Below are 25,048 nucleotides of genomic sequence, written 5' to 3'. Positions count from 1 at the left end.
ATCCGGCGGGAGCACACCGGATGGTGCCCGCTCGAGAGGGCGCGGAACCGGCCCCGCGGTCGTGCTCAGCGGGTGTCGGACGTCGACCGCGCGCCGGCGAGCAGGACCGCCTGGCGGCCCGCCTCGAGCCGCACGACGGGCACCCGGGGCGGCGAGCAGGACAGGTAGTCCACGCCCGTCCGGGCGAAGAACCCGATCGAGGCGGGGTCGCCCGCGTGCTCCCCGCAGGCACCCAGTCCGAGCCCGGGTCGGGCCTGCCGGCCGTCCCGCGCCGCCATCGCCACGAGCGCGCCGACCCCCGCCTCGTCGATCGTCTTGAACGGGTCGGTCGCGATGATCCCGGCCTCCCGGTAGGCCGCCAGGAAGTTGGCCTCGGCGTCGTCGCGCGACATGCCCCAGGTGGTCTGGGTCAGGTCGTTGGTCCCGAAGGAGAAGAAGTCGGCGTGCTCGGCGAGAGCGGCCGCGGTCAGGGCGGCGCGCGGCAGCTCGACCATGACGCCGATGGGCAGGTGCAGCGTCGTGCCGTGCGCGCGGGCGACCTCGGCGAGGATGCCCTCCATCCGTTCGCGGGCAGCCGTCAGCTCGGCGACGTCGGCGACGAGCGGGACCATGAGCTCGGGTCGCACGTCGAGGCCCCGGGCCCGCAGCGCGACCGTGGCCTCGGCGAGGGCCCGCACCTGGGCGTCGATGATCTGCGGCAGCACGGTGAGCAGGCGCACCCCCCGCAACCCGAGCATCGGGTTCGACTCGTGCCACCGCCGCGTCACGGCCAGGCGGCGCTCGAGCGTCGCGTCGAGCGTGCCGCGCTCGGCGGCGACGGCAGCCGTGACCGACAGCTCCACGAGGTCGGGCAGGAACTCGTGCATCGGCGGGTCGAGCAGCCGCACGACGACGGGCAGGCCCTCCATCGTCTCGAGCAGGCTGGTGAACTCCCTCAGCGCGAGCGCCTCGATCTCGGCGAGGGCACCGGCGCGGTCCTCGTCGGTGACGAGGCGCTCGACGAGCACCCGGCGCTCGCCGAGGAGCATGTGCTCGGTGCGGCAGAGGCCGATCCCCTCTGCGCCGAAACGCTCTGCCATCCGGGCCTCCTCAGGAGTCTCGGCGTTGGCCATGACCCCGAGGTGACGCCTCAGGTCCGCGTGCGCGAGCAGGGTCAGCACGGCCCGCACGGTGCGGTCGGAGGTCTCCGTGCCACGCCCGGTGCCCTGGCTGATGGCCGTCGACACGGCGCTGGGCTCGATGTCGCGCTGACCGGCATACACCTCTCCCGCGGTGCCGTCGACGGACACCACGGTGCCCTCGGGCAGGGTCACGCCACCCGGGAGGGTGGCCACCCGGGCGACGGGGTCGACGAGGAGTCCTTCGACCCCCGTGACGCAGGTGCGCCCGAGCCCGCGGGCCACGACGGCCGCGTGCGAGGTGAGACCACCGCGCGAGGTGATGACGGCGCGGGCGGCGAGCAGGCCGCCGAAGTCGTCGGGACTGGTCTCGGGCCGGGCCAGCACCACCGCGCGCCCGAGCGCCGTCCACTCCATCGCCGTGGCCGCGTCGAAGACGAGCTGGCCGTAGGCCGCGCCGGGGCTCGCCGCGAGGCCGTGGGCCAGCGGGGTCAGCCCCTCCACGGTCGTGAAGGTCGGGTGCAGCAGGGTCTGCAGCTGGGTCCCGTCGACGCGGGTCAGGGCCTCGTCGAGGTCGATGACGCCCTCGTCGACGAGCTCGACGGCGATCCGGAAGGCCGCGGCGGGGCTCCGTTTGCCGAGCCGGGTCTGCAGGATCCACAGTCGGCCGCGCTCCACGGTGAACTCCACGTCGCAGAGGTCGCGGTAGTGCTGCTCGAGCGTGCGCAGGTGCGTGCTCAGCTCCTCGTGCAGGGCGGGCTCGCGGCGGCCCAGCTCGGAGAGGTCCATCGGGCTGCGGCTGCCGCTGACGACGTCCTCACCCTGGGCGTCGGGCAGGTAGTCCCCGAAGACGCCTGGGGCGCCGCTCACCGGGTCGCGGGTGAAGCACACGCCGCTGCCCGAGCGCTCGCCGCGGTTGCCGAAGACCATCTGGACGACGTTGACCGCCGTGCCGAGGTCGTCGGGGATGCCCTCGTGAGCCCGGTAGAGACGCGCCCGCTCGCCGTTCCACGACGCGAAGACGGCGATGACCGCGCGCCGCAGCTGGTCGCGCGGGTCCTGCGGGAGGTCCCCGCCGGTGCGCTCGAGCAGGATCCGGCGGAAGCCGGCCGTCAGGCGTTCGAGCGCGGCGGCGTCGAGCTCGGCGTCGGTCCCGGCCCCGGTGGCCCGGCGGAGCTCGGTCAGCTGCTCGTCGAACAGGGAGCCGTCGATGCCGAGCACGGTGCGGCCGTACATCTGCACGAGGCGCCGGTAGCTGTCCCAGGCGAAGCGCGCCTCACCGCGAGCGACGAGGGCGGCAGCCACCGCGTCGGTCATCCCGACGTCGAGCACCGTCTCCATCATCCCGGGCATCGAGAAGCGCGCCCCCGAGCGCACCGACACGAGCAGCGGCGCGGACGGGTCGCCGAAGCGCAGCCCGGAGCGGTGCTCGAGGCCCCGCATCGCCGCCTCGATCTCGTCCCAGAGACCCTCGGGCTCACCGGCCCCGGAGAGCCAGGCCCGGCACGCCTCGGTCGTGACGATGAAGCCCGGCGGCACGGGCAGACCCAGCCGTGACATCTCCGCGAGCCCGGCGCCCTTGCCCCCCAGCAGCCCCGCCATCGTCCGGTCGCCCTCGTGCAGCTCCAGCACGAAGGGTCGTCGAGCGGTGCGCTCCGGTGTGGTCGTCATGGCTCCTCCAGTGATCGGGTCATCCAGGCTTCGCGTGCTCGGGGTCGGCACGCTCGGCCCGGGCGCGCCGCACCCGTCTCTCCCGTGCATCGTCCGTCCGCGCTCGCGGACCCCGACAGGGGCTTTGGTCCCATCCGCGGCCGCTGGCCCGCGCGTAGCGTGGAAGGCAGTGCTCGGAGGTGACGCCATGGACTCGACGGACCCGGAGGCACCGCGCGGCGCTGTCGCCAAGGCCAGCGCCGTCGGGGAGGACTCCGTCGGGCAGGACTCCGTCGGGCAGGGCACCTCACCCCGGGGCCTGACCGGCGAGCAGGTGCTCGCCCACCGGGCGCGCGACGGACCCAACGTCATCCCCGCCGCGAGGCCCGAGCCGGCCGTGCTCCAGCTGCTCCGGCAGCTGGTCCACTTCTTCGCCCTGACCCTCTGGGTCGCAGCCGGGCTGGCCCTCGTGGGGGGTATGCCGCAGCTGGCCGTCGCCATCGCCGTCGTCGTCGTGCTCAACGGGGTCTTCGCGTTCGTCCAGGAGTACCGCGCTGAGCGTGCGGCCTCCCGCCTCGCCGAGCTCCTGCCGCCGCGGGCGCGGGTGCTGCGGGACGGCGCCGTCGTCGAGGTGGGCGCGGACGAGCTCGTCGTCGACGACGTCGTGCTGCTCGAAGCCGGTGACCGGGTCAGCGCGGACCTGCGGCTCGACCGCGCCGTCGGGGTGGCGGTGGACGAGTCGATGCTGACCGGGGAGAGCGTGACGTCCCACCCCGAGGTCGGCGAGGTGCTGCGCGCGGGCACCTTCGTCGTCGAGGGAGTCGGCCGAGGCACGGTCGTCGCGACGGGTGGCCGGACCCGGCTCGCGGAGATCGCCGCCCTGACGCGCTCCGCTCGCCGGCCCGCGAGTCCCCTTGCGCGCCAGCTGAACCGGCTCGTCACCTTCGTCGCCGTGCTCGCCGTCGCGACCGGCGCCCTCGCGTTCGGCGTCTCGCTGCTCCTCGGGGTCGACCCGACGCTCGGCTTCCTCTTCGCCGTCGGGGTCACCGTGGCGCTCGTGCCCGAGGGACTCCTGCCGACGGTCACCCTGTCGCTCGCGCGGGCCGCCCAGCTCATGGCCGGACGGCACGCGCTCGTGCGTCGGCTCGAGTCGGTCGAGACCCTGGGCTCGGCGACGTTCGTGTGCACCGACAAGACGGGCACGCTGACCCGCAACGAGATGAACGTCGTGTCGGTGTGGACCCCGAGCGGGGCGGTGGAGGTCACGGGGGAGGGCTACGGACCAGAGGCCGTGTGCGTCGGCTCACCCGCCGCACGTGAGGCGGCGCGCGCCGTCGCGAGGTCCGCCGTCGAGTGCGTGCAGGGTCGCGCGGTCCGCCCCGACGAGGACGAGGGCAGGGACGAGGGCGACCGACACGGTCGGAGCTCGCGGTGGGTGGCCCGCGGCGACCCGATGGAGGCCGCGGTGCACGCCCTCTCGATGCGCCTCGGCGTGGGGGAGGCGGCCGGCGTCGTCGTCGACCGCGCCTACCCCTTCGAGCCGGGACTCCGGCGGTCGGCGGCCGTCTCGGACGGCTGGCTCCACGTCATCGGCGCGCCCGACTCGCTCGTGCGCGACTGCCGCGACGTGGGGCAGGCCGGTGCCGTGCAGGCCGAGGTCGAGCGCCTCAGCACCCTCGGCCTGCGGGTGCTCGGTGTCGCGCGGCGCCGGCTGGCCGTCACGGACGGTCCCGAGCGCCGCGACCCGGCCGGCCACCAGGCCAGCCTCGAGCACGGACTCGACCTCCTCGGGCTGGTCGCCCTCGAGGACCCGCCCCGCCCCGGCGTGACCGACGCGGTCGCGACCTGCCGACGGGCCGGCATACGGCTCATGATGATCACCGGCGACCACCCGGGCACCGCGGCCGCGGTCGCGCGCGAGGTGGGACTCATGCCGCCGGGCGGCGAGGCGCTCACGGCCGACCGGCTGCCCGAGGACATCGCGGCGCTCGCCGAGCTGATCGACGTCGACGGGACCGTCATCGCGCGGGCCACGCCGGAGGACAAGCTCAGGATCGCCGACGCCCTCCAGTCTCGCGGGCACGTCGTTGCGATGACCGGTGACGGCGTCAACGACGGGCCGGCGCTGCGCAAGGCCGACATCGGCGTCGCGATGGGCGCGTCGGGCACCGAGGTGGCGCGCGAGGCGGCCGACGTCGTGCTGCTCGACGACCGCTTCGAGACGATCGTGGCCGCCATCGAGCTCGGCCGGGCCACGTGGTCCAACGTGCGCCGCTTCCTGACCTACCACCTCACCGACAACGTCGCGGAGCTCGCGCCGTTCGTGCTGTGGTCGCTGACGGCCGGGCACCTGCCGCTCGCCCTGTCGGCGCTGCAGATCCTCGCCCTGGACATCGGCACCGACCTGCTGCCCGCTCTCGCGCTCGGCGCCGAGCCGGCCAGCCCGCGCGTCATGACCGAGCCGATGCGGTCGGGGCCGCTCGTCGACCTCGGGCTGCTCCGCCGGGCGCTGCTCGTCCTCGGCCCGACCGAGGCGGTCGTCGAGATGCTGGCCTTCGTCGGCGTCCTGGCGCTCGGCGGCTGGAGCTACGGGCAGACGGCACCGGCGCCCGTGCTGGCGCCGGCGTCGGGGGCGGCCTTCGCCGCCGTCGTGCTCGGCCAGCTCGCCAACGCGTTCGCCTGCCGGAGCGCGAGCCGGCCGGTGGGGCGGCACTCGCTGCGGGGCAACCGGCTGCTGCTGCTCGCGGTGGCCGTCGAGCTCGTCTTCCTCGCCGTCATCCTCGGCTGGCCGGGTGCCGCCGGCCTGCTCGGCGGATCGGTGCCGCCGCCCGTGGGGTGGGCCGTCGCGCTGGCGGCGGTACCCGCCGTCGTGCTCGTCGACCGGGCCCACAAGGCGCTGCGCGCCGGGGCACGCAGACGGGACGGAGCCGCTCCGGCATAGCCGAGGGCGACCGGGCGGGACCGGCAGCGAGGGGACTCAGCGGCGGCCGGTGGCCTTGTCGATGGCCTTCTGCGTCGCGCGCTCGGCCTTGGCCTTGCCCTTGGCGAGCTTGCGGGAGGCCTTCTTGTCGGTCGGCGACACCTTCTCGTCCTCGAGCGCCTTGGGCAGGTGGCCGGTCGAGCGGCGGTAGTACGTCGCGGCGCCGCGCTCGGCGGCGACCCGCGCCGCGGCCACGGCCATCGACGAGAGCGCCGTGAAGAGGATGACGTCGCGCGTGCGCTCACGCTCGAAGTCGCCCTTGACCGGGACGTTGCGGCCGGTCGCCAGCTTCCAGCCCTTCTGCGCGGCGTCGGTCGCGAGCTTCGTCGCGACGATCGTCGTGCCGACGCTGAGGATCTTCCAGACCGGGCCGCTGACCGGGGTGTGCTGCGGCGTCTCAGCCTTGGCCTTGGCCTTCTCGACAGCCCTGGAGGCAGCCTTCTTCGTGTCCTTGGAACCCATGTCGTGACTGTACCCACGAGACCCGGGCGTCGGACGCGCGCCGGACGAGTAGAGTCACCCCCGACAACTGAAGAGCACCACCCACCCATCACGACAGGGGAGCGCGTCACGCGCTGAGAGTGCGGCAGCCCGAAGGGCCGAGCCGCAGACCCTCGAACCTGCTCCGGTTAGCACCGGCGAAGGAAGTCGGTATTTCTCAGGCCACCGCACGGCACACGTCATCGACGTGTCCGTCCGGCTGGCTTCCCCCGGTATCCACTCGTATCCACGCGTATCCACTGGAACCCGGGAGACACACCATGTCCAACACCATCACCGCGAGCGGGCCGCTGACCCGCTGGCGCACCATCGACCTGCTCACCTGCGCCTTCCTCGGGGTCGCCTTCGGCGTCGCCTACTGGGCGTGGGGCCTGGCCTACGCGGTCCCCTCGAACGCCGTCTCGGCGGGCTTCCCGCCCTTCAGCGCGCTGTTCGCGTGGCCCTGGCTCGTCGCCGGCATCGTCGGCATGCTCATCATCCGCCGGCCCGGCGCGGCCGTCTTCACCGAGCTGCTCGCGGCGATCGTCTCCGCGCTCATCGGCACGCAGTGGGGCCTGACGACGCTCGTCTCCGGCCTCGTGCAGGGGCTCGGCGTCGAGCTCGGCTTCGCCGCGTTCGGGTATGCCGTGTACCGCTGGGCGCCGCTGCTGCTCGGCGGCTTCCTCGGCGGTGCGTTCGAGGCCGTCTACGAGTGGTACTCGTACTGGACCGACTGGGGCTGGGGCTACAAGGTCTCCTACCTCTTCCTGCTCGGGGCGTCGGTGGCCGTCTTCGGCTCGCTCCTCGCCGTCGGCCTGACCCGGCTGCTCGCCGCCGCGGGTGCGCTCAACCCGTTCCCCCCGGGGCAGGAGATCCGCGAGCAGCGCGCCGTCTGACCGGCCCCCGTGGAGGCCCCGATGGAGCGAGGACCCGAGCGCGTCGACGCCGAGGCGCCGGTGCGATCCGGCGCGGACGTGCGCGTCGCCGGTCTGACGTGGCGACCCTTCGGTCGGTCGCGTCCGGTCCTCGACCGTCTCGACCTCACCCTCGAGCCCGGCGAGCGCGTGCTTCTCGCCGGGCCGAGCGGGTCGGGCAAGTCGACCCTGCTGCGCGCCGTCGCCGGCCTGCTGCTGACGGCTGACGCCGGCGACCTGTCGGGCACCGTGACCGTGGGCGGCCTTGAGCCGCAGTCGGTTCCGGGCTCGGTAGGTCTCGTCCTGCAGGACCCCGGCGCCGGAGTCGTGGCCTCGAGCATCGGACGGGACGTCGCGTTCGGGCTCGAGAACGTCTCCGTGCCGCGGGCGGCCATGCCGCCCCGCGTCGCCGCCGCCCTGCGCGAGGTCGGGCTGACGATGTCGCCCGACAGCCCGCCGGCGACGCTGAGCGGAGGCGAGTCCCAGCGGCTCGCGCTGGCCGGCGCGCTCGTCATGGAGCCGTCGGTGCTCCTGCTCGACGAGCCGACCGCGATGCTCGACGCCGCGACCGCAGCGGACGTGCGGAGCGTCGTCGCCGACGTCGTCGCGCGCCGCGGCCTCACCCTCGTCGTCGTCGAGCATCGCCTCGACGGGTGGCTCGACCTCGTCGACCGTCTTGTCGTCCTCGACGCTTCAGGCGCGGTCGTCGCCGACGGCGAGCCGCGTCAGGTCCTCGCCGAGCACGGTGAGTCCCTTGCAGCCCAGGGCATCTGGGTGCCCGGTGTTCCCGACCCCCAGCCTCTAACGCTGGCCCTCGACCCCGCCCCGGACGCCGCGGCCGGACGGGTGCCGCACGGCCGCGTCGTCGCGGCCGCATCCGGCGTCCGGGTCGAGCACCGGAGCCGGCGGCTCGGGGGCCCGTCGCGCACGACGCTCGCCGTCGACGGTGCCGACCTCGAGGCGCGGGCCGGCCGGTCCGTGGCCCTCGTCGGACCGAGCGGTGCCGGCAAGTCCTCGCTCATGTCGGCGCTCGGCGGCCTGACGGCGCCGACCCGCGGCACCGTCGACGTGGCGCTGCCGCTCACCCCGGCCGAGACCGGCGACCGCGCCGCTGCGCGTGACCGGCTCGCGCCGCCCGACGAGTGGTCCTCGACCGACCTCGCCCGCGTCGTCGCCTGGGTGCCGCAGCGCGCGGCGACCGCGCTCGTGGGCCGCACCGTGCGCGACGACGTGCTGACGACCCCGCTCGCCCTCGGGCAGGACCCCGCCGTGGCCGGGCGCCGGGCGGACGCCCTGCTCGCCGCCCTCGGCCTCGCGCACCTGGCCGGCGCCGACCCGCGGCAGCTCTCCGGTGGTGAGCAGCGGCGCCTCGCGATGGCCTCCGCCGTCGCCCACGGCCCGGCCCTGGTGCTCGCCGACGAGCCGACCGTCGGGCAGGACCGCCTGACGTGGGCGGCCGTCTCCGGCGTCCTCGCCGCCGCGCGCGACGAGGGTGCGGCCGTCGTCGTCACGACCCACGACCCCGGTGTCGTCGACGACGCCGACCGAGTCGTCCGCGTCACCGCCCCCGCCCAGCCGCCGCCCGACCCGGAGCCGGAGCGCCGCCCGCTGCTCGCCCGCGTCGGCCCACTCGCGCTGCTCGGCGCGGCCCTGTGCGTGCTGCCCCTTCCGGCGCTGCTCGACACGTGGCGTCAAGGGCTCGCCGTCCTGGCCGTGGAGCTCGTGCTCGGCCTCGTGGGCCTGATCGCCCCCGGTGCAGGTCGTGCGCCTCAGGGACGCCTGCGCGGTGTCCTCTCGCGGCTCGCGCCGGCGGCCGTCGCCGTCCTCGGGGTCGCGTGGTCCGCGTGGCTGCTCGGTGGTCGCGACCTCGAGGTGGCCTCCGGCGCTGCGCTGCGCGTGCTCTGCCTGCTCGTGCCGTCGGCCTTCGTCGTCGGCTTCCTCGACCCCGAGGCCCTCGGCGACCACCTCGCCCAGCGCCTCCGGCTGCCGGCGCGTCCCGTGGTCGCGGCGACGGCCGCCCTCCAGCGGCTCCAGTCCTTCGACGCCCTGTGGGTCGAGCTCATGACGACGCGCCGGGTGCGCGGTATCCGGGCCGACCGCGGACCGGTCGCCCGCGGCCGTGAGGCGGTGGTCGTCACCGGTGGCCTGCTCGTCGGGGCCCTCGGCCAGGCGTCGGCGCTGGCCCTGGCGATGGACGCCCGGGGTTTCGCCGAGGCCCGGCGCCGCTCGTGGGCCGGCCCCGCGCCGTGGCGGCTGCCCGACACGCTGGCCCTGGGGGCGGGGGTTCTCGTCATCGTCGCCGCCGTCGCGGCCCGGCTGCTGCTGCCCTGAGCTCCTCGCGGGGCACAATGGGCCGCGCACACCTCCTGACAGGAAGGGGCCGCACGTGCCCATGCCTCGCCGAGCCGTCAGCGGACACCCCGGTGCACCCCGGGCGTATGCCGTGCCGACCGTCGCGCTGGCCGTCTGCGCCTCGCTCGTCCTCGCCCTCGCCGGCTGCGGCCAGCCCACGCCCTCGGCCGACACGGTGGCCCCGACGGTGAGCGTGCCGGTGCAGCCGACGATCACGGCCGACACCCCGAGCGACGACGTGCCCGACCCGGCCGACACGACCGCGCCGAGCGACGGTGGCCTCTTCGACGCCGCGTCGAGCCTGACGAGCACGAGCTGCACCGCCAAGGGGGAGTCCTGGAGCTTCACGGGGACGCTGACCAACGCGGACTCCGAGGAGCACACGTTCACCGTGGCGGTCTTCCTCGTCAAGACGTCCGACGGCTCCGACGTGGCCGGCAAGGAGGTCGACATCAAGCTCGCGGCGGGTGCCGCGACGCCGGTGTCGATCAAGAACTTCCACGCCGGACCGAGCGCGGGCGTCGAGTGCCTGAGCGGCGTCACGGTCAAGGGCCTCTGACGTGCGCCTCTTCCTCGTGCGGCACGGTCAGACCCACGCCAACGTCGCCCGCCAGCTCGACACGGCCGTGCCCGGCGTCGACCTCACCGAGGAGGGCCGGGCCCAGGCCCGCGCCCTCGCTGACCGGCTCGGTGGCGAGGACCTCGGGGCGATCTACACCTCCGACCTCGTGCGCACCCAGCAGACCGCGGCGCCGCTCGCCGAGCTGCTCGGGCTCGAGATGGTCGTGCTTCCCGGGCTGCGCGAGATCCAGGCCGGCGACTACGAGATGTCGACCGACTGGCAGCCCTACATCGACGCCGTCGTCCGCTGGCGCGACGACCCCGAGCACACGATCCCCGGCGGCGACAGCGGCGCCGTCTTCATGGAGCGCTACGACGCGGCCATCGCGAGCATCGCCTCCGACGGGCACGCGTCGGCGGTCGCCGTGAGCCACGGTGCCGCGATGCGCGTCTGGTGCTCGGCCTCGCTCGGGCTGTCCGCCGAGTTCTTCGACGGCCGCCGCCTCGACAACGCGCACGTCGTCACGATGGAGGGCGACCCCGAGACCGGGTGGCGCCTGCTCGCGTGGGGTGACGAGCCGGTCACGCATGGCTGAGACGGCGTCACCGGGGGTGTGGCGCTGGGCGGGCTGTGCGGCCGGCGTCGTCCTCGCCGCCGCCTCGTGGGGCGCGGGCGCCCTGCCCCGCCCCAACCTGCACGTGCTCTGGCCGGGTGTGGCGGCGTGGTCGGCCAGTGGCGGTTCGCCCCTGCTCGCGACGGTGTCGCTCCTTGCGATGGCGCTGCTCGTCGCCGCCTGGTGGCGGCTGCGCGACGCGGACGTCACGGTCCGGTGGTGGTGGGTGACAGTCGCGCTGTGGTTCGCCCCGCTCGTCGCCGCCATGCCGCTCTACAGCCGCGACCTCTACTCGTATGCCGCCCAGGGCCTGCTCTGGGACCAGGGCCTCAGCCCCTACGACCACGTGGTCCGCGAGCTCGACTCGCCGTGGCGGGACTCCACGGCGCCGACGTGGCTCGACAGCGCGACCCCCTACGGGCCCGTGTGGCTGCTCCTCGCGCGGGCCGTCGCCTCGGTCTCCGGCGAGCTGTGGGTGGCCCTGCTGCTCCTGCGCCTGCTCGCCGTCGTCGGTGTCGTCGTCCTGGCCTGGGCCGTGCCCGACGTCGCCCGCCGGCTCGGCTGGTCGCCGGTGCGGGCGATGTGGCTCGGGGTGGCCGTGCCGCTCGTCGGCGCCCACTTCGTCGGGGGAGCGCACAACGACGCGCTCATGGTCGGCGCGGTGCTCGGCGGCCTGGCCCTCGCCCTGCGCGGACGGCTCGCCGTCGCGTGCGTCGTGATCGCCCTCGGCGCCATGGTCAAGGTCACCGCCGTCATCGCCCTGCCCTTCGTCGCGATCCTCTGGGCCCGCCACGTCGCGACGGCGCGGGCGTCGGGGACCGGTGACACGGCATACGCCCGCTGGGGTGACGTGGTGCGGGCGGGGACGCTCACGGCTCTCTGCGCGGGGGTGCCGATGGTGCTCGGCGGCGTCGTGACCGGGCTCGGCTTCTCGTGGCTCAACCCGACCGGGACCCCCGGCAAGAACGAGCAGTGGACGTCGCTGCCCACCTCGGTCGGCATCGCCGTCGGCGCGGTCGGGCACCTGCTCGGCCACGACGAGTGGCGCGAGACCGGCATCGCGACCGCACGGCTCGTGGCGCTCGCGATCCTCGCGCTGCTCCTCGTGCTCGTCTGGCTCGCGGCGGTCAAGCCCGCCGACACCCGCGGCCTCGCCGACGACGTGGCCGACGACGAGGCTCGGCTGCGGCCGGTGCGCGGCATCGCGTGGGCCATGCTGGCCGTCGTCGTGCTCGCGCCGGTCTTCCTCGGCTGGTACTACCTCTGGATGCTGCCGCTCTTCGCGGTGTCGCTCGGCGCGCTGTGGCAGCCGCGGCTCGAGCGGCCGCTCGCCGTCGTCGCGACCGTCGTCTGCTTCGCGACGCTGCCGGAGGGCTACAGCCTCGGCCTGACGACGACCGCCGTCGGCGTGCCGTTCGCCCTCGTCGTCCTCGTCCTGCTGGTGCGGCGCGGGCTGCGCACGGCTCGCCGCACCGACTGGCGCCACCTGCTCGACCTCGACCGCCCTCTTGTCCGCCAGCCCGACGGCGCCGTCGCCACGGACCCCTCCGGCCCCTCCGGCGCCTCCGGCCCCTCCTCCGCCCGGTCGAGGTGATCCCGGCGCCCGGGTGGGTGCCGGCATCACCTCGAACCGGAGGTCGGGGCGGTCACGGATCGGCGACAGTTGCCGATGCCGCTCCCGGCGCCTGTCCGGGTGTCCCACACTGTCCCGGTGAGTGACTCCGGCTTCGTCGACGAGGCCCCACCCGGCGGCGGGCGACCCCCGAGGGCCCCGCGCGCACCACGCCACCGCGACCTGCCCGCCGAACCGTCGGCCGCCCCCGACCCCGCTGCCGGAGCGAGGTCCACGCGACGTCCCTGGCTCGCGACGGCCGGCTTCGTCGCCCTGGTCGTCGGGCTGCTCGCCTTCGGCGCGTGGGCGTGGTCCGCGCGCGTCCATGCGGGCGACGTGTCGGCCTACGAGTCCCTGGCCGGCGAGGTCGCGGACCTCGACCACGCGATCACCCCGCTCGGTCACAGCGATATCCCGCCGTGTCGCGACGCCGACGAGGGCAGCATCACCCGCAGCTACCCGCCGTCGACGGGTCCGCAGCCGGCCGAGCTCGTCGACTACCTCGTGCGGTCCGGGTGGACGCAGCAGCAGTCCGACGTCCCCGTCTACGCCCGCCTGACGCGCACGGCCGAGGGGCACGTGCTGACGGTCGACGTGCTCGCGCCCAGTGACACCTCGCTCGTGGGGTCGCTGTCGGCGCGCAGCCCCGCCAGCAGCTTCGGCTGCCTCCTGCACTGACCCGCACCCCACCGTCGAGTGGCCCCGCCGCCCCACTCGAGTGGCCCCGCCCTCCCATTCGAGTGAGCGCCCCGCGCCACCACGAGTGAGCGCCCCGCCCCACCCGTTACGCCTGTTCTGACCCCAGGTGACCCACGACATGGGCCACATCGTGGGAATGACGCGGCCCACGGCATACCTGGGTGTCACTCTGGGGCGTATGCGCGCGGTGACCCAGAGCAAGAAGCTGCAGAACGTCTGTTACGAGATCCGTGGTCCCGTGCTGGCCGAGGCCAAGCGGCTCGAGGACGAGGGGCACCGCATCCTCAAGCTCAACATCGGCAACCCGGCCCCGTTCGGCTTCGAGGCACCCGAGGACATCCTCGTCGACGTCATCCAGGAGCTGCCGACGGCGCAGGGCTACAGCGACAGCAAGGGCATCCTGTCGGCGCGCCGCGCGGTCAAGCAGCACTACGAGGTGCGCGACTTCCCGGCCGTCGGCGTCGAGGACATCTACCTCGGCAACGGCGTCAGCGAGCTCATCGTCATGGCGATGCAGGGGCTGCTCGACAACGGCGACGAGGTGCTCATCCCCGCGCCCGACTACCCCCTCTGGACCGCGGCCGCGAGCCTCGCCGGCGGCACGGCCGTGCACTACGTCTGCGACGAGCAGGCCGGCTGGGCGCCCGACCTCGACGACATCCGCAGCAAGATCACCGACCGCACGCGCGCCATCGTCGTCATCAACCCCAACAACCCGACCGGCGCCGTCTACCCGCGCGAGGTCCTCGAGGCGATCGCCCAGGTCGCCCGCGAGCACGAGCTGATCATCATGGCCGACGAGATCTACGACAAGATCCTCTACGACGGCGCCACGCACACCTCGATCGCGTCGCTCGCGCCCGACCTGCTGTGCCTGACCTTCAACGGCCTGTCCAAGGCCTACCGCGTGGCCGGCTTCCGCTCGGGCTGGCTCGTCATCACCGGGCCCAAGGAGCACGCGCGCAACTACCTCGAGGGCCTCGACATCCTCGCCAACATGCGCCTGTGCGCCAACGTGCCGGCGCAGCACGCGATCCAGGTCGCGCTCGGTGGCTACCAGTCGATCAACGAGCTGATCCTGCCCGGCGGCCGGCTGCTCGAGCAGCGCAACGTCGCGTGGGAGATGCTCAACCAGATCCCCGGGGTCTCGGTCACCAAGCCGGAGGGGGCGCTCTACCTCTTCCCGCGGCTCGACCCGAAGGTCCACGACATCCGCGACGACGAGAGATTCGCCCTCGACCTGCTGCGCGACCAGAAGATGCTCGTCGTCCACGGCACGGGCTTCAACTGGGCCACGCCCGACCACTTCCGGCTCGTCTTCCTGCCGCGGGTCGAGGACCTCGAGGACGCCGTCGGCCGGCTCGAGAAGTTCCTCTCGACGTACTCCCAGTAGCGGCTCGTGCGCTCAGCGGGAGGTGGCCCACCACTTGAGGAGCAGGCCGAGCACGATGCCCCACACGACGGTGAGCAGCAGGCTGATGCCGACGGCGAGCAGCGCGGGCCGTCGCCCGCCGGGCTCGCGGCGCGCGAGGCTGAGCCCCGCCAGCGCCAGCCCGAGCAGCTGCGGGAGGAAGACGAACCCGAAGACGACCGCCGACAGCGACGCGACCACGGCGCCGCGCGCGAGCGGCGCCTCGGCGGCCAGCCGTGCGGACGTGGCGTCGCGGGGACGATCGGGCTCGCTCACGCGTTCAGGGTAACGATGAACGAGAGCACGTATGCCGTCCGCCGGGCTCCGCGCCGAGCGCTCGCCCCCGTGGTCACCGCCTGCACCGGCGTGCTCGTCGCCCTGACGCTGTCCGGGTGCGGCGACTCGCAACCGACGCTGAGCGACCTGCCCTCCGACGTCGCGAGCGCTCGACCGAGCATCTCCGCCGAGGAGGCGAAGTTCGTGCTGGCGGCCGAGAAGCTCGGGGCCACCGTCACCGGCGACACGGTCGACGACGACATCGAGACGGGCACGACGACGTGCTGGGCGCTCAAGAACGGCGGCGTCGACCTGGCCCAGATCGCCGTGGACGACGACGACAAGCCGCTGCCCAACACCGGCGACGCGCTGCGCACGAAGCAGCTCATGGCTGCCGGTGTGCAGGCCCTCTGCCCGGACTACGACGGGCAGATCGCCCAGCTCAAGCTGCCCTGACGCCGTCCCGGCACGGCCCGACACCACCGGACACGGCCTGACCGCGACGTCTCCGACAGGTGGCAGTCGGTAGAGTGTGCGTGGCGATGGATCCCGCCCGGACGTCCTGCGACGTCCGAACCGCCGACCGGCTGATGGTTCCTGTTCATCGACGGTCCCGCGCGACCGTTGCGATGGGCGGGCGCGTGCCGGCCCGTCGACGAGTCCGAGGGAGTCACCGATGGGCGATCGAGTCCCGCCGCAGCCGCACCCGTCCCGCATCACCGACTTCGCCGGCCACCCGCTCGTGGTCGCCGTGCTCCCGGACCAGCCTGCCCTTGTCGCGCTGACGGCGGTCAACCTGGCCCGGGCGACTGGCGCCTCGGCGCTCTACTTCGCCTACGTCGACACCTCGCGCTACGCCGACGAGGAGCACCCGGACGGCACCGTGCGCCACCTGTCGATAGACCCCGACATCGACGACGAGACGTGGCCGCAGCGGGAGCAGGAGCTGACCCGCCTCGTGGCCGGCTGGATGGAGGGGGAGGACGTGCCGTGGCACTTCCGCTACCTCGCCGGGCGGGTCGACCGGGCGCTGACGCACCTGGCCCGGGCGGTCGACGCGGCCGGCTTCGTCGTCGGGAGCCACGTCGGGCGACACCGTCGGCTCAAGGACTTCGTCAACGGCTCGACGGCCCTGCACCTCTCGAACCACCAGCACCGGCCGGTGCTCGTCGTGCCCGTCGAGGTCGTCGACTGGGAGGGCCGGGCGCCGTGGGAGTGAGCGACGACCGCCACCTCGACCGGGAGGTCGATGCCGACCTCGAGTCCGCCTCTGCTGCAAGGAGGCCCGCACGCCCCGCCGGTGGGGTGCTGAGGCGGTCGCCGCTGCTCGGGGTGGTCATCTTCGTGGGCGGCGCGGTCGGCACGCTCGTACGGTCGCTGCTCGAGCAGGCCGCGCCGGCACGTCCGGGGGAGGTGCCGTGGACGACCCTGGTCATCAACGTCGTCGGGTCCCTGCTGCTGGGGCTGCTTCTCGAGTCGCTCGCGCGCACCGGCCCCGACGAGGGCAGCCGACGCGTCGCGCGTCTCGGCCTCGGCACGGGCGTCCTCGGCGGCTTCACGACCTACAGCACGTTCGCGGTCGAGGCCGTCGAACGACTGACCCCGCAGAGCCTCGCCGTGGGGCTGTCGTACGCCGTCGGCAGCGTGGTGCTCGGCGTGACGGCTGCCGCGGCCGGCTACCGCCTCGCGCGCCTGGCCTTCGGCCACCGCGCCGGGGAGCCGACCCGATGACGACGCTGCTGATCGCCCTCGCGGGTGGCGCAGGTGCCCTGACCCGCTTCGTGACGGACGGCGCCATCGCCCGCCGCAACCGCCTGCGTATGCCGGTCGGCACCGTCGTCATCAACGTGACGGGGTCGTTCCTGCTCGGTCTGCTGACCGGGCTGTTCGCCCTGTCGTCGGCCGACTCGTCGGGGGCGGCGGCCAAGGCGATCATCGGCACCGGCTTCTGCGGGGGCTACACGACCTTCAGCACCGCATCGGTCGAGTCGATGCGCCTCTGGATCGCCGAAGGCCGGGGCACCGGCATCGGGTACGCCGCGACCACCCTCGTCCTCGGCGTCGCCGCAGCCGCCGCCGGGATCGGCGTCGGTCACCTGCTCGGGTGAGGGAGGGGGAGGCCCGGCCCGCCGTGGGCGCGGGAGGGTGCACCCGGCATACGGCCTCGGAATACCGCGCCCCACGCGGTCTGTTGGCACCCACGTGAGTCCTGCCCCGAAAGCCCAGCTGAACATCCTCGACCTCGTGCCCGTCCTCGACGGGGGCACGGCCGGCGAGGCGATCGCCTCGACGGTCGACATCGCCCGCCACGCCGAGAAGTGGGGCTACCAGCGCTACTGGATGGCCGAGCACCACAACATGCGCGGGGTCGCGTCCAGCTCGACCGCGGTGCTCATCGGACACGTCGCCGACCAGACCGAGACGATCCGCGTCGGGGCCGGCGGCATCATGCTGCCCAACCACGCGCCCTACGTCGTCGCCGAGCAGTTCGGCACGCTCGCCACGATCCACCCTGGCCGCATCGACCTCGGGCTCGGCCGCGCGCCCGGCACCGACCCGTTCACGACCCGGGCCCTGCGCCGCAACGAGGCAGCCGCGATGAACTTCGCCGGCGAGGTCGAGGAGCTCATCGGCTACCTCGGCGACCCCGACCCCGACGCCAAGGTGCGGGCCATCCCCGGCGAGGGCACGCACGTGCCGATCTGGATCCTCGGATCGAGCCACGGCGGCGCGCAGGTCGCGGCCGCCCTCGGCCTGCCCTACTCGTTCGCCTCGCACTTCGCCCCGGCTGCGCTCATGAGCGCGCTCGAGGTCTACCGCTCGCGCTTCACCCCGTCGACCGAGCCCGGCGGCCTCGACGCGCCGCGCTCGATGGCCGGCGTCAACGTCATGGTCGCCGACACCACCGCCGAGGCCGAGCGGCTCTTCACGAGCGTGCTCCAGCGCTTCCACGGGATCGTCACCGGTCGCCGCGCCGGCCTGCCCGAGCCGCAGGGCGACATCGCGAGCCTCATGGCCACGTGGTCGCCGGCCGAGCGCCAGGCCGTCAGCGAGATGACCCGGGTGTCGCTCGTCGGCACGCCCGACGAGGTGCGCGACGGGCTGGCCGGCTTCGTCGAGGCGACCGGCGTCGACGAGGTCATCGTCACGTGCGGCGCCCACGACCACGAGGACCGGCTGCGCTCCTACGAGCTGCTCGCCGACGCGTGGAGCTGAGCCGCGGACCCGGCGCCGCCCCGACCCCGACCTCTGAGAGGCTGCACCCATGAGCGAGAGCCCGACCGACAGCACGACCGCCAGCACCCCCGAGAGGGACCCGAAGGACCTGCGCCGCGTCACGCTGACCCGTGACAGCGTCGGCCGCTACACCGCGCGCAACGACCGCGGCGGCTCGATCACGCTGAGCTCCGGCACCGACGAGCTCTCGCCGGTCGAGCTGCTCCTCGCCGGCATCGCCGGCTGCACCGCCGTCGACGTCGACACCGTGACGACGCGCCGTGCCGAGCCCGAGCAGTTCGAGATCGAGGTGACGGCCGACAAGGTCAAGGACGAGCACGGCAACCACCTGCAGGACATCGAGGTGCGCTTCCGCGTCCGCTTCCCCGAGGGAGACGGCGGAGACGCCGCGCGCGAGATGCTGCCCAAGCTCGTCAAGCGCTCGCACGACGAGTGGTGCACGGTGAGCCGCACCGTCGAGATGGGCATGCCGGTCACGACGACCGTCGAGTGACCGCAGGCCCCCTGGGTCCAGCGACAGCGCTTCGGTCCGGCGATCTGCACCCGTTCGGGTGACAGGTCGCCGGACCGAAGCACGTTCACGGGCCGAGGGCGTATGCCGTCAGGCACGGTGCGCTGCGTCGATCCACTCGATGGGGTCGCCCCACCCGAGCCGGCCGACACCGTGCTTGTCGAGAGAGCGGACCGCCAGGGTGCGCCGGTGAGCGGCGAACGTCAGCACGTGGGCGATCATCGCCCCGTAGGAGCACACGTAGGGCGGGTCGCACGTCGCGTCGACGAACACGTCGTCGAGGCGCCCCTGGTCGGTGGCCTGACGCACGTGGTCGAGGAAGACCGGCGCCGCCTCGGCGAGCCGGCGCCTCGCCGACGTGAGCGACTCGTGCTCCTCGAGCGAGAAGTCGTACTCGCGGCTCGCCATCGTGGCGTTCCACATGGCCATCTGCCCGACGAGGCGGCTGATGATGCGCCGCAGCGTCGACGGGTCGGGGTCGTCGTCGACGTTGACGACGATGGGCTCGTCGAGCTGCTCGTCCGTGAGCTGGGTGGCGCACTCGATGAGCTGGCCGGTGAGCCAGATGTGGTGCTCGACCATCTGCTGCACGAGATCCATGGCGGTGACCCTTCGCTGGGCCGGCAGGCGGATGCCGCCGGGTGGGTGGAAGTGGATGTCGTTGGTCACCTCGAGACGGATGACGCCCGGACGGGCGCGCCACGCGGACGGCGTCGTGCCGTACGCGCGGCGGAACGCCCGCGTGAACGCCTCGTGCGAGCCGTAGCCCGCCTCGACGGCGACGTCGAGGACGGGGCGACGGCTCGCCGCGAGACGGAACGCGGAGCGCTCGAGCAGGACCCTGCGGCGCAGGGCGCTCGGCGCCTCACCCGCGGCGGCGCTGATGATCCGGTCGAGGTGGAACCGTGACAGGTGCAGCCGGTCCGCGATCTGCTCTCCCGTCAGGCCGGGCTCGTCGAGGGTGTCGACGAGCACGTCCAGCCAGGCGGCGAAGGTGTCTCGGGAACCGGTCACGTCACGATCCTGCGCGCTCGTCCGACCCGACCACTTGATCGGGTTTGCTCGGCTGACAACGCCGCTCGTCCACCGGACGCGTCAGGTCAGGGGTGGACGACGACCTTGTCACCGACGCGCACCTTGAAGAAGAGCGACTTCACCTGGGCGAGGTCGGCGATGTTGACGCAGCCGTGGCTCGAGCCGGCATAGCCGATGCGGGCGAAGTTCGACGAGTAGTGCACGGCCTGGCCGCCGGAGAAGAACATGGAGTACGGCATCGGGGTGAAGTAGAGGTTGGAGATGACGTACTCGTACATGCGCGAGACGCGGAAGGTCCCCTCGCGGGTCTCGCGGCCCGGGCCGCCGAACCTGGCCCACATGACCATGAGGGGCTTGCCGTCGACGACCCACGTCAGGGTGCGGGTGCTCTTGTCGACGCACATGACGCGGCCGGTGCGGCAGCGCTGGTCGAGCGAGGAGAGCGTCGGCATGAGCGGTCGCAGGCCGGAGTAGTAGCGGTGCTTGTCGAACGTGCCGGCGGTGTAGGTGAGGGCCACCAGTCGGGCCCAGGTGCGGCGGTCGACGGTGCCCGACTGCGGGAGGTCGTAGGCGCGCTGGAAGGCCAGGACCTTCTGGCCCAGCGTCACGCCGTAGGAGCCCGAGAACGCATACGGCCAGAGACCCTTGGCGCCCAGGCGGCGCTGCAGCTCCTGGAGGTTGGCCTTCGATGACGACGCGTTGAGGACGACCGGGGTGGCCGTCAGCGCGACGAGACGGCTCCACGTGCGCTGGTCGAGCACGCCGGACTGCGGCAGGTCCTGGTCGCGCTGGAAGGTGCTGACGCGCTGGCCCACGGTCCACCCGAAGTAGCCGTTGACGGCATACGGCCAGTAGGTGGCGCCGGCAGCGCGCAGACGGACCTGGAGGTCCTTGACGGCGTTGCCGCTGCTGTCGCGCGCCAGCAGCGTGCGGGTCGCGGTGACAGCCACGAGCCGGCGCCACGTGCGCTGGTCGAGCACGCCCGACAGGGGGAGTCTCTGGTCGCGCTGGAAGGCGAGGACGCTCTGTCCGAGGAGTACGCCGTAGCGGCCGTTGATCGCGTAGGTCCAGTAGGCGGGCTTGACGAGCCGGAGCCTGACCTGGACGTCCTTGACCCGGTCGCTGATGGTGCCGGCGGCGATGACGACCGGGCTCGGCGTGATGGGGCGCGTCGCCGTCGCGGTCGGGACCGGCGTCGTCGGCGTGGTCGTCGCCGTCTCGGTCGCCGTCGTCGTCGTGGTCGTCGACTCGCTGGTGGTCGTGGTGGTGGTCGCCGTGTCGGTCGGATCGCCCTCAGCCGCAAGGCTGCTCGCGGTCGAACCTGACGAGCTGGTCGACGGAGTCGGCGTGCCCGTCAGCGGGTCGGCGTGCGCGGCCGACCCGGTGGCGACGATCGCGGCGATGACGAGTCCCGTGGCGAGGCCGCCGACGGTGCGTTGTCTGGCCATGCGGATGGTCCTCATGGTGTGTCCCCTGTGTCCGGACCGCGTTGCGGCGGGTGAGTGTCGGCGCGGTCGCGCCCTTCATTGTGGCAGGCGGCACCCGCTTTGGCGCGGCGTACCGACACCACCCTCGACGCGTCGTCCGGCCGGAAAGTTGTCGCCGTCCTCGACCGGGTTTTTCCCGGACGTCTTGCCGCTCGGGAACGCCGGGTGCGTCAGGCGCCGGGCATCCGCCGGACGGTGAGAATCTGCTCGGCGCGACCGACGGGTCCCTGCTCGTCGTGCAGGGTCGTCGAGGTGAGCCCCAGTCCGGTCGGGCCCATGGTGACGCGGGTGTCGAAGCCGACCCAGCCGCGCACGGGCTCGCGGAAGAGGTGGACGCTGAGGTCGACGTTGGGGAACATCCACTCGCGGGGTGAGACGCGCACGGCGATGCCGTTCGCGGTGTCGGCGAGGCGGACGAGATCGGCTGTGGGAGAGCAGGACTCGCCCTCGACGAGAGGGTGGCTGGCGCGGATCCACGCGCGGGTGCGTCCGGGTCGGCGCTCGGGGTCGACGCGGAACTCGAGGCCCTCGATGTAGCCGCCCTCCCACGTGTCGGCCCCGGCCCACGGCTGCATGGCGTCGGGTCCGGGGATCGGCTCGAGCTCGACGCCCGCGACCGGCTGGGAGTCGTGCTCGGCGAGACGCCACGCGTGGGCGCGCACGACGGCCCGGTCGTCGACGAGCATCGTCGCCTCGACGAGCTCGATGGTGCGGCCGGGGCGGGTCGTGCGGACCTCGACCCGGCTCGGCCGCGCGGGGATCATCCCGAGGATGTCGAAGGAGATCCGCGCGAGCTGCATGCCCTCGCGCGGCTCGTGCAGGTCGATCTCGTGGGCGAGGATGCCGCTGACCGGCGCCATGTGCTGCTCGTCGTCGCGCCACGCGCCCTGCACGTGGACGGTCGGGGCGTAGAGCCCGGGGCCGATCCGGCGGTAGAAGGCTGCCGTGTCGCGGTCGAGCTCGTGGCTCGTGCTGTCGCGGGTCTCGCTGGTCACGAGCCCACCCTAGGCAGGTGCCGACGGCTCCCCGGAGGCGCCCGCTCGCGCTGCGAGCCCGTCGAGCAGGATGGCGAGACCGAACGCGTGGGCCGCGGCCGCATCGGCTGCGGCGTTCATCGCCTCACCGGTGGCCTGTCCGACCCGGGCGGCGAGCGGGAAGCGCTCCTCGACCTGCAGGGCGGCCAGCTCGGCGCCCTCGCGGGCCCACCACTGCTCGGGGGTCTCCTCGGTGCGCTCGGCGCGGGCCGCCTCGAGGGCTCTCGCGGACGACCGGACGAAGTCCAGGACGAGCGCCAGCGCCTGGTCCCTGCCCACGTCGTCCAGCGGCAGGAGGTCCACGGCGCCGAGCTCGCGCTCGTACTTCGTGAGGGTGCCGGGGCCGAGCACGGCACGCTCGGTCTCGACGCGGGCGAGCCACGGGTGCCGGGTCAGCAGCGCGAGGTTCTCGTCGGCGACCTGCTCGAGCCGCGCCGCCCAGGGCCCGGTCAGCGGTGCCCACTCCATGTCGAGGCGGCACTGGTCGACCATCAGCTCGACGAGCTGGGACCTGTTCTCGACGTGCCCGTAGAGCGTCATGACGCCGACCCCGAGACGCTGGGCGACCCGGCGCAGCGAGAAGTCGTGCAGGCCCTGCTCGTCGGCCTCGTGGATGCCGGCCGCGACCACGGCGTCGAGGGTGATCGTGGGTCGTCGGCCCGGGCGCGCGGGCAGGGGGTGCTCGTGTCGCCACAGCAGTGCAACGGTGCCCACCGCTCGTCTCCTCCGTCCGCGGAATCGCGTCGGGAACGATTCCGTATGCCGTACGTTATTATCCGTACATCGTACGGAAAGAGGTCCTCATGTCCAGAGCAGTCATCGGCTCCGCCCTCTCGCTCAACGTCCCCGACCCGGACGCCTCCGCCGAGTTCCTCGTCACCCACCTCGGGCTCGAGGTCGAGATGCGTGACGACGGTTTCGTCTCGCTCCGTCAGCCGGCCGGCGGCTCCAACATCATCTTCCTGCGCACCGGCCTGCCGACCTTCAAGCCCGCAGAGGTCGCGGGGTCCGCCCGCGAGGGCCTGCTGCTCGCCTTCGTCGTCGAGGACCTCGACGCGTGGCACGAGCAACTCGTGGCGGCGGGCGTCGACGTCGTCACCGCGCCGGAGACGGAGCCGTGGGGTGAGCGGTTCGTGCAGTACCGCGACCCGAACGGGATCGTCGTCCAGCTCGTCCAGTGGGTCTGAGAGGACGACCGGACACCTGGGCGTCCGACCGCGCGCCCTCCCGGGTCAGCCGGTCGCGTCGGACAGGCCGAGCCCCAGATCGACCATCCGTACGAGCCGCGGGGCGAGCTCGTCGACGGCCCCCGGCGGCAGGTCGCGCAGCGGGCCCTCGAGCGCCAGCATCGCCATGCCGTGCACGGCCGACCACGCGAGCAGCTCGGCCCCGGGGCGCTCGTCGTCGGACATGACCCCGGCGTCGACCATGTCATCGAGCGAGTCCGACAGCAGCTGGAAGGGCGTGCGCCCACACGCGCCGGCCGCGTCCGGCGACGCGGCCCGGCTGAGGTCGACGGGCACGGCGAAGGCGGCGCGGAACAGGCCCGGCTCGTCCATCGCGAAGCGCAGGTAGCCCACGCCCACCGCCCGGAAGCGGCCTCGGGCCCGGGGTCCGGGACCGAGGTCGTCGGCCACGGCGTCCATGGTGGCGCTGATGACGTCGGCGGCGCGGGCCTGGGCCCGCGAGACCACCTCGCCGAGCAGGGCGTCGCGGTCCGCGAAGTGGCGGTAGGCCGCGTTTGCCGAGACGCCGACGCGGCGGGTCGCCTCGCGCAGCACGACCTTGTCGGGACCGCCCTCCCGGGCCAGCTCGGTGCCGGCGTCGAGCAGGGCCCGCCGCAGGTCGCCGTGGTGGTAGGTGGCCCGTGCGGCGGGGACGCCCGACGGGCCACCCGTCGCGTCGACGGCGTCGACGGCATCGACGGCATCGACGGCATCGACGGCATCGACGGCGCCGGCGCCATCGACAGCGCCGACGGACTCGAAGGCGGCGGACGGGCTCACGCCCCCATCATGCTCCCGCGCTCGACGAGACGCGCCACCCGGCCGCGGGACGGACGCCGGCGCCGCGGTCAGAACCCGAACCGTCGCGCGGTGCCACGCACGGCCTCGGCGGACGCGCGCAGCCCGGACAGCTCCGCGTCGGTCATCGGCACCTCGATGCGCTCGCCGACACCGCCGGCGTGGATGATCGCCGGCACCGAGAGACACACGTCGCTGATGCCGTAGTAGTCCTCGAGCAGCGAGGAGACCGGGAGGATCCGGCGCTCGTCGTAGAGCACCGCCTCGATGATGCGCGTGGCGGCGAGGCCGATGGCGTAGTTCGTCGCGCCCTTGCCCTCGATGACGCGGTAGGCCGACTGCACGACGTCGGTCTCGATGCGGTCGCGGGCCTCCTCGTCGAGCGCGATGCGCCCGTCCGGGGTGCGCCACTGGAGCAGCGGCACGGAGCCGATCGAGGCCGACGACCACAGCGGCAGCTCGGAGTCGCCGTGCTCGCCGATGACGTAGGCGTGCACGCTCTGGGCCGCGATCCCGGTGTGCTCGGCGAGCAGGAAGCGCAGCCGGGACGAGTCGAGCACGGTGCCCGAGCCGAAGAGGCGCTCCGGCGGCAGCCCCGAGACCTGCAGGGCGGCATACGTCACGACGTCGACGGGGTTGGTCACCATGACGTGCACGGCGTCGGGGGCCACCTCGACGAGGCGCGGCAGGATCGCGCGCATGATGCCGATCGTCGACTCGGCGAGGTCGAGCCGCGACTGGCCGGGCTTCTGCTTGGCCCCGGCCGTGAAGACGATGACGTCGGAGTCGGCGAGCACCTCGACGTCGTCCGAGCCGTCGACGTGGGCCATCGGCACGAACTGGATGCCGTGGCTGAGGTCGAGCGCCTCGGCGTGCACCTTGGCGGCGTTGACGTCGAAGAGCGCGACGTTCTGGGCGACGCCACGCATCAACGCGGCATACGCCAGCGTGGCGCCGACGGCGCCCGCCCCGACGATGCCGAGCTTGGTCGTGCGTCGGCGGCGCGTGCCGCCTGCGAGTGCCTCCACGGACACGGGGGTCCTCCGTCGCTCG

The 25,048-nt window shown here is 73.7% G+C and carries 23 protein-coding genes, 1 pseudogene and 2 riboswitches; of the genes and pseudogenes, 15 read left to right on the top strand and 9 right to left on the bottom strand.

Features of this window, described 5'->3' with window-relative positions; genetic code table 11:
- Positions 1–65: 65 nt before the first annotated feature.
- Positions 66–2,789, bottom strand: a complete 2,724-nt coding sequence (gene ppdK / locus U5C87_RS01555) for a pyruvate, phosphate dikinase (protein WP_330474897.1) — start codon at positions 2,787–2,789, stop codon at positions 66–68.
- A 187-nt stretch (positions 2,790–2,976) separates the two neighbouring features.
- Between ppdK and U5C87_RS01550 the strand changes: the two genes are divergently transcribed.
- Positions 2,977–5,709 carry a cation-translocating P-type ATPase gene (locus tag U5C87_RS01550; protein ID WP_330474896.1) on the top strand — a complete coding sequence of 911 codons (2,733 nt, stop codon included), beginning with the start codon at positions 2,977–2,979 and terminating at the stop codon, positions 5,707–5,709.
- Positions 5,710–5,745: 36 nt separating this feature from the next.
- Here U5C87_RS01550 and U5C87_RS01545 read toward each other — a convergent pair whose 3' ends face one another.
- On the bottom strand, positions 5,746–6,210 hold the full coding sequence (locus U5C87_RS01545; RefSeq protein ID WP_030198915.1) for a DUF4235 domain-containing protein: 465 nt from the start codon (positions 6,208–6,210) through the stop codon (positions 5,746–5,748).
- Between the two features lie 85 nt (positions 6,211–6,295).
- Positions 6,296–6,412, top strand: a riboswitch (TPP riboswitch).
- 97 nt (positions 6,413–6,509) lie between these two features.
- On the opposite strand from U5C87_RS01545, the gene U5C87_RS01540 reads away from it, so the two are divergent.
- The 7 genes and pseudogenes from U5C87_RS01540 to U5C87_RS01510 all read left to right on the top strand — a co-directional run bounded on the left by U5C87_RS01540 (position 6,510) and on the right by U5C87_RS01510 (position 14,373).
- Positions 6,510–7,124, top strand: a complete 615-nt coding sequence (locus U5C87_RS01540) for an ECF transporter S component (RefSeq protein ID WP_030198918.1) — start codon at positions 6,510–6,512, stop codon at positions 7,122–7,124.
- A gap of 21 nt (positions 7,125–7,145) precedes the next feature.
- On the top strand, positions 7,146–9,473 hold the full coding sequence (locus tag U5C87_RS01535; RefSeq protein ID WP_330474895.1) for an ATP-binding cassette domain-containing protein: 2,328 nt from the start codon (positions 7,146–7,148) through the stop codon (positions 9,471–9,473).
- A gap of 55 nt (positions 9,474–9,528) precedes the next feature.
- On the top strand, positions 9,529–10,053 hold the full coding sequence (locus U5C87_RS01530) for a hypothetical protein (RefSeq protein WP_330474894.1): 525 nt from the start codon (positions 9,529–9,531) through the stop codon (positions 10,051–10,053).
- Between the two features lies 1 nt (position 10,054).
- Positions 10,055–10,651, top strand: coding sequence for a histidine phosphatase family protein (locus U5C87_RS01525; RefSeq protein ID WP_030198922.1), 597 nt, complete (start codon positions 10,055–10,057; stop codon positions 10,649–10,651).
- Positions 10,581–12,263, top strand: a pseudogene (gene mptB / locus U5C87_RS01520) (polyprenol phosphomannose-dependent alpha 1,6 mannosyltransferase MptB); the annotation flags it as partial. The gene U5C87_RS01525 and the pseudogene mptB, both read left to right, overlap by 71 nt.
- Positions 12,264–12,380: 117 nt before the next feature.
- A complete protein-coding gene (locus tag U5C87_RS01515) occupies positions 12,381–12,959 on the top strand; it encodes a hypothetical protein (protein WP_330474893.1) in 579 nt (192 codons plus the stop codon).
- 199 nt (positions 12,960–13,158) lie between these two features.
- Positions 13,159–14,373, top strand: a complete 1,215-nt coding sequence (locus U5C87_RS01510) for a pyridoxal phosphate-dependent aminotransferase (protein ID WP_030198931.1) — start codon at positions 13,159–13,161, stop codon at positions 14,371–14,373.
- 12 nt (positions 14,374–14,385) lie between these two features.
- Here U5C87_RS01510 and U5C87_RS01505 read toward each other — a convergent pair whose 3' ends face one another.
- A complete protein-coding gene (locus tag U5C87_RS01505) occupies positions 14,386–14,667 on the bottom strand; it encodes a hypothetical protein (protein ID WP_330474892.1) in 282 nt (93 codons plus the stop codon).
- Between the two features lie 15 nt (positions 14,668–14,682).
- Between U5C87_RS01505 and U5C87_RS01500 the strand changes: the two genes are divergently transcribed.
- From U5C87_RS01500 to U5C87_RS01475, 6 genes are all read left to right on the top strand, one after another.
- Complete coding sequence (locus U5C87_RS01500) at positions 14,683–15,123, top strand: hypothetical protein (RefSeq protein ID WP_330474891.1); 441 nt, start codon at positions 14,683–14,685, stop codon at positions 15,121–15,123.
- 73 nt (positions 15,124–15,196) lie between these two features.
- Positions 15,197–15,274, top strand: a riboswitch (Fluoride riboswitch).
- 69 nt (positions 15,275–15,343) lie between these two features.
- Positions 15,344–15,886, top strand: coding sequence for a universal stress protein (locus tag U5C87_RS01495; protein WP_330474890.1), 543 nt, complete (start codon positions 15,344–15,346; stop codon positions 15,884–15,886).
- Positions 15,877–16,398 (top strand): fluoride efflux transporter FluC, encoded by a 522-nt coding sequence (locus U5C87_RS01490; protein WP_443082094.1) that lies wholly within the window; start codon positions 15,877–15,879, stop codon positions 16,396–16,398. The genes U5C87_RS01495 and U5C87_RS01490 overlap by 10 nt, the downstream gene beginning before the upstream one ends.
- Positions 16,395–16,775, top strand: a complete 381-nt coding sequence (locus U5C87_RS01485) for a fluoride efflux transporter FluC (protein WP_330474889.1) — start codon at positions 16,395–16,397, stop codon at positions 16,773–16,775. Before U5C87_RS01490 ends, U5C87_RS01485 begins: the two co-directional genes overlap by 4 nt.
- Positions 16,776–16,869: 94 nt before the next feature.
- Positions 16,870–17,883: an LLM class flavin-dependent oxidoreductase gene (locus tag U5C87_RS01480; protein WP_229675018.1), complete on the top strand. Its 1,014-nt coding sequence runs from the start codon at positions 16,870–16,872 to the stop codon at positions 17,881–17,883.
- 49 nt (positions 17,884–17,932) lie between these two features.
- Positions 17,933–18,397 (top strand): OsmC family protein, encoded by a 465-nt coding sequence (locus tag U5C87_RS01475; RefSeq protein ID WP_330474888.1) that lies wholly within the window; start codon positions 17,933–17,935, stop codon positions 18,395–18,397.
- A 108-nt stretch (positions 18,398–18,505) separates the two neighbouring features.
- Here the strand turns inward: U5C87_RS01475 and U5C87_RS01470 are convergent, their stop codons facing one another.
- From U5C87_RS01470 to U5C87_RS01455, 4 genes are all read right to left on the bottom strand, one after another.
- A complete protein-coding gene (locus U5C87_RS01470; protein WP_330474887.1) occupies positions 18,506–19,429 on the bottom strand; it encodes a helix-turn-helix transcriptional regulator in 924 nt (307 codons plus the stop codon).
- A gap of 86 nt (positions 19,430–19,515) precedes the next feature.
- The gene (locus U5C87_RS01465; protein WP_330474886.1) at positions 19,516–20,913 is read right to left on the bottom strand and encodes a L,D-transpeptidase family protein; all 1,398 of its coding nucleotides are present in this window, start codon (positions 20,911–20,913) and stop codon (positions 19,516–19,518) included.
- Between the two features lie 194 nt (positions 20,914–21,107).
- A complete protein-coding gene (locus tag U5C87_RS01460; protein WP_330474885.1) occupies positions 21,108–21,932 on the bottom strand; it encodes a thioesterase family protein in 825 nt (274 codons plus the stop codon).
- A gap of 9 nt (positions 21,933–21,941) precedes the next feature.
- Entirely contained in the window at positions 21,942–22,685 is a 744-nt protein-coding gene (locus U5C87_RS01455; RefSeq protein WP_330474884.1) for a TetR/AcrR family transcriptional regulator, read from the bottom strand.
- 89 nt (positions 22,686–22,774) lie between these two features.
- Between U5C87_RS01455 and U5C87_RS01450 the strand changes: the two genes are divergently transcribed.
- Positions 22,775–23,158: a VOC family protein gene (locus U5C87_RS01450; RefSeq protein WP_330474883.1), complete on the top strand. Its 384-nt coding sequence runs from the start codon at positions 22,775–22,777 to the stop codon at positions 23,156–23,158.
- 45 nt (positions 23,159–23,203) lie between these two features.
- Here U5C87_RS01450 and U5C87_RS01445 read toward each other — a convergent pair whose 3' ends face one another.
- Both U5C87_RS01445 and U5C87_RS01440 read right to left on the bottom strand, forming a co-directional pair.
- On the bottom strand, positions 23,204–23,977 hold the full coding sequence (locus U5C87_RS01445; RefSeq protein WP_330474882.1) for a TetR/AcrR family transcriptional regulator: 774 nt from the start codon (positions 23,975–23,977) through the stop codon (positions 23,204–23,206).
- A 68-nt stretch (positions 23,978–24,045) separates the two neighbouring features.
- Positions 24,046–25,029 (bottom strand): L-lactate dehydrogenase, encoded by a 984-nt coding sequence (locus U5C87_RS01440; RefSeq protein WP_330474881.1) that lies wholly within the window; start codon positions 25,027–25,029, stop codon positions 24,046–24,048.
- Positions 25,030–25,048 lie beyond the last annotated feature (19 nt).

It is taken from the genome of Terrabacter sp. C0L_2 (assembly GCF_036352015.1).
In the GTDB taxonomy this organism is placed as follows: domain Bacteria; phylum Actinomycetota; class Actinomycetes; order Actinomycetales; family Dermatophilaceae; genus Terrabacter; species Terrabacter tumescens.
Note: the sequence above shows the minus strand (reverse complement) of the source record. Positions and strands in the feature narration are given on the sequence as shown.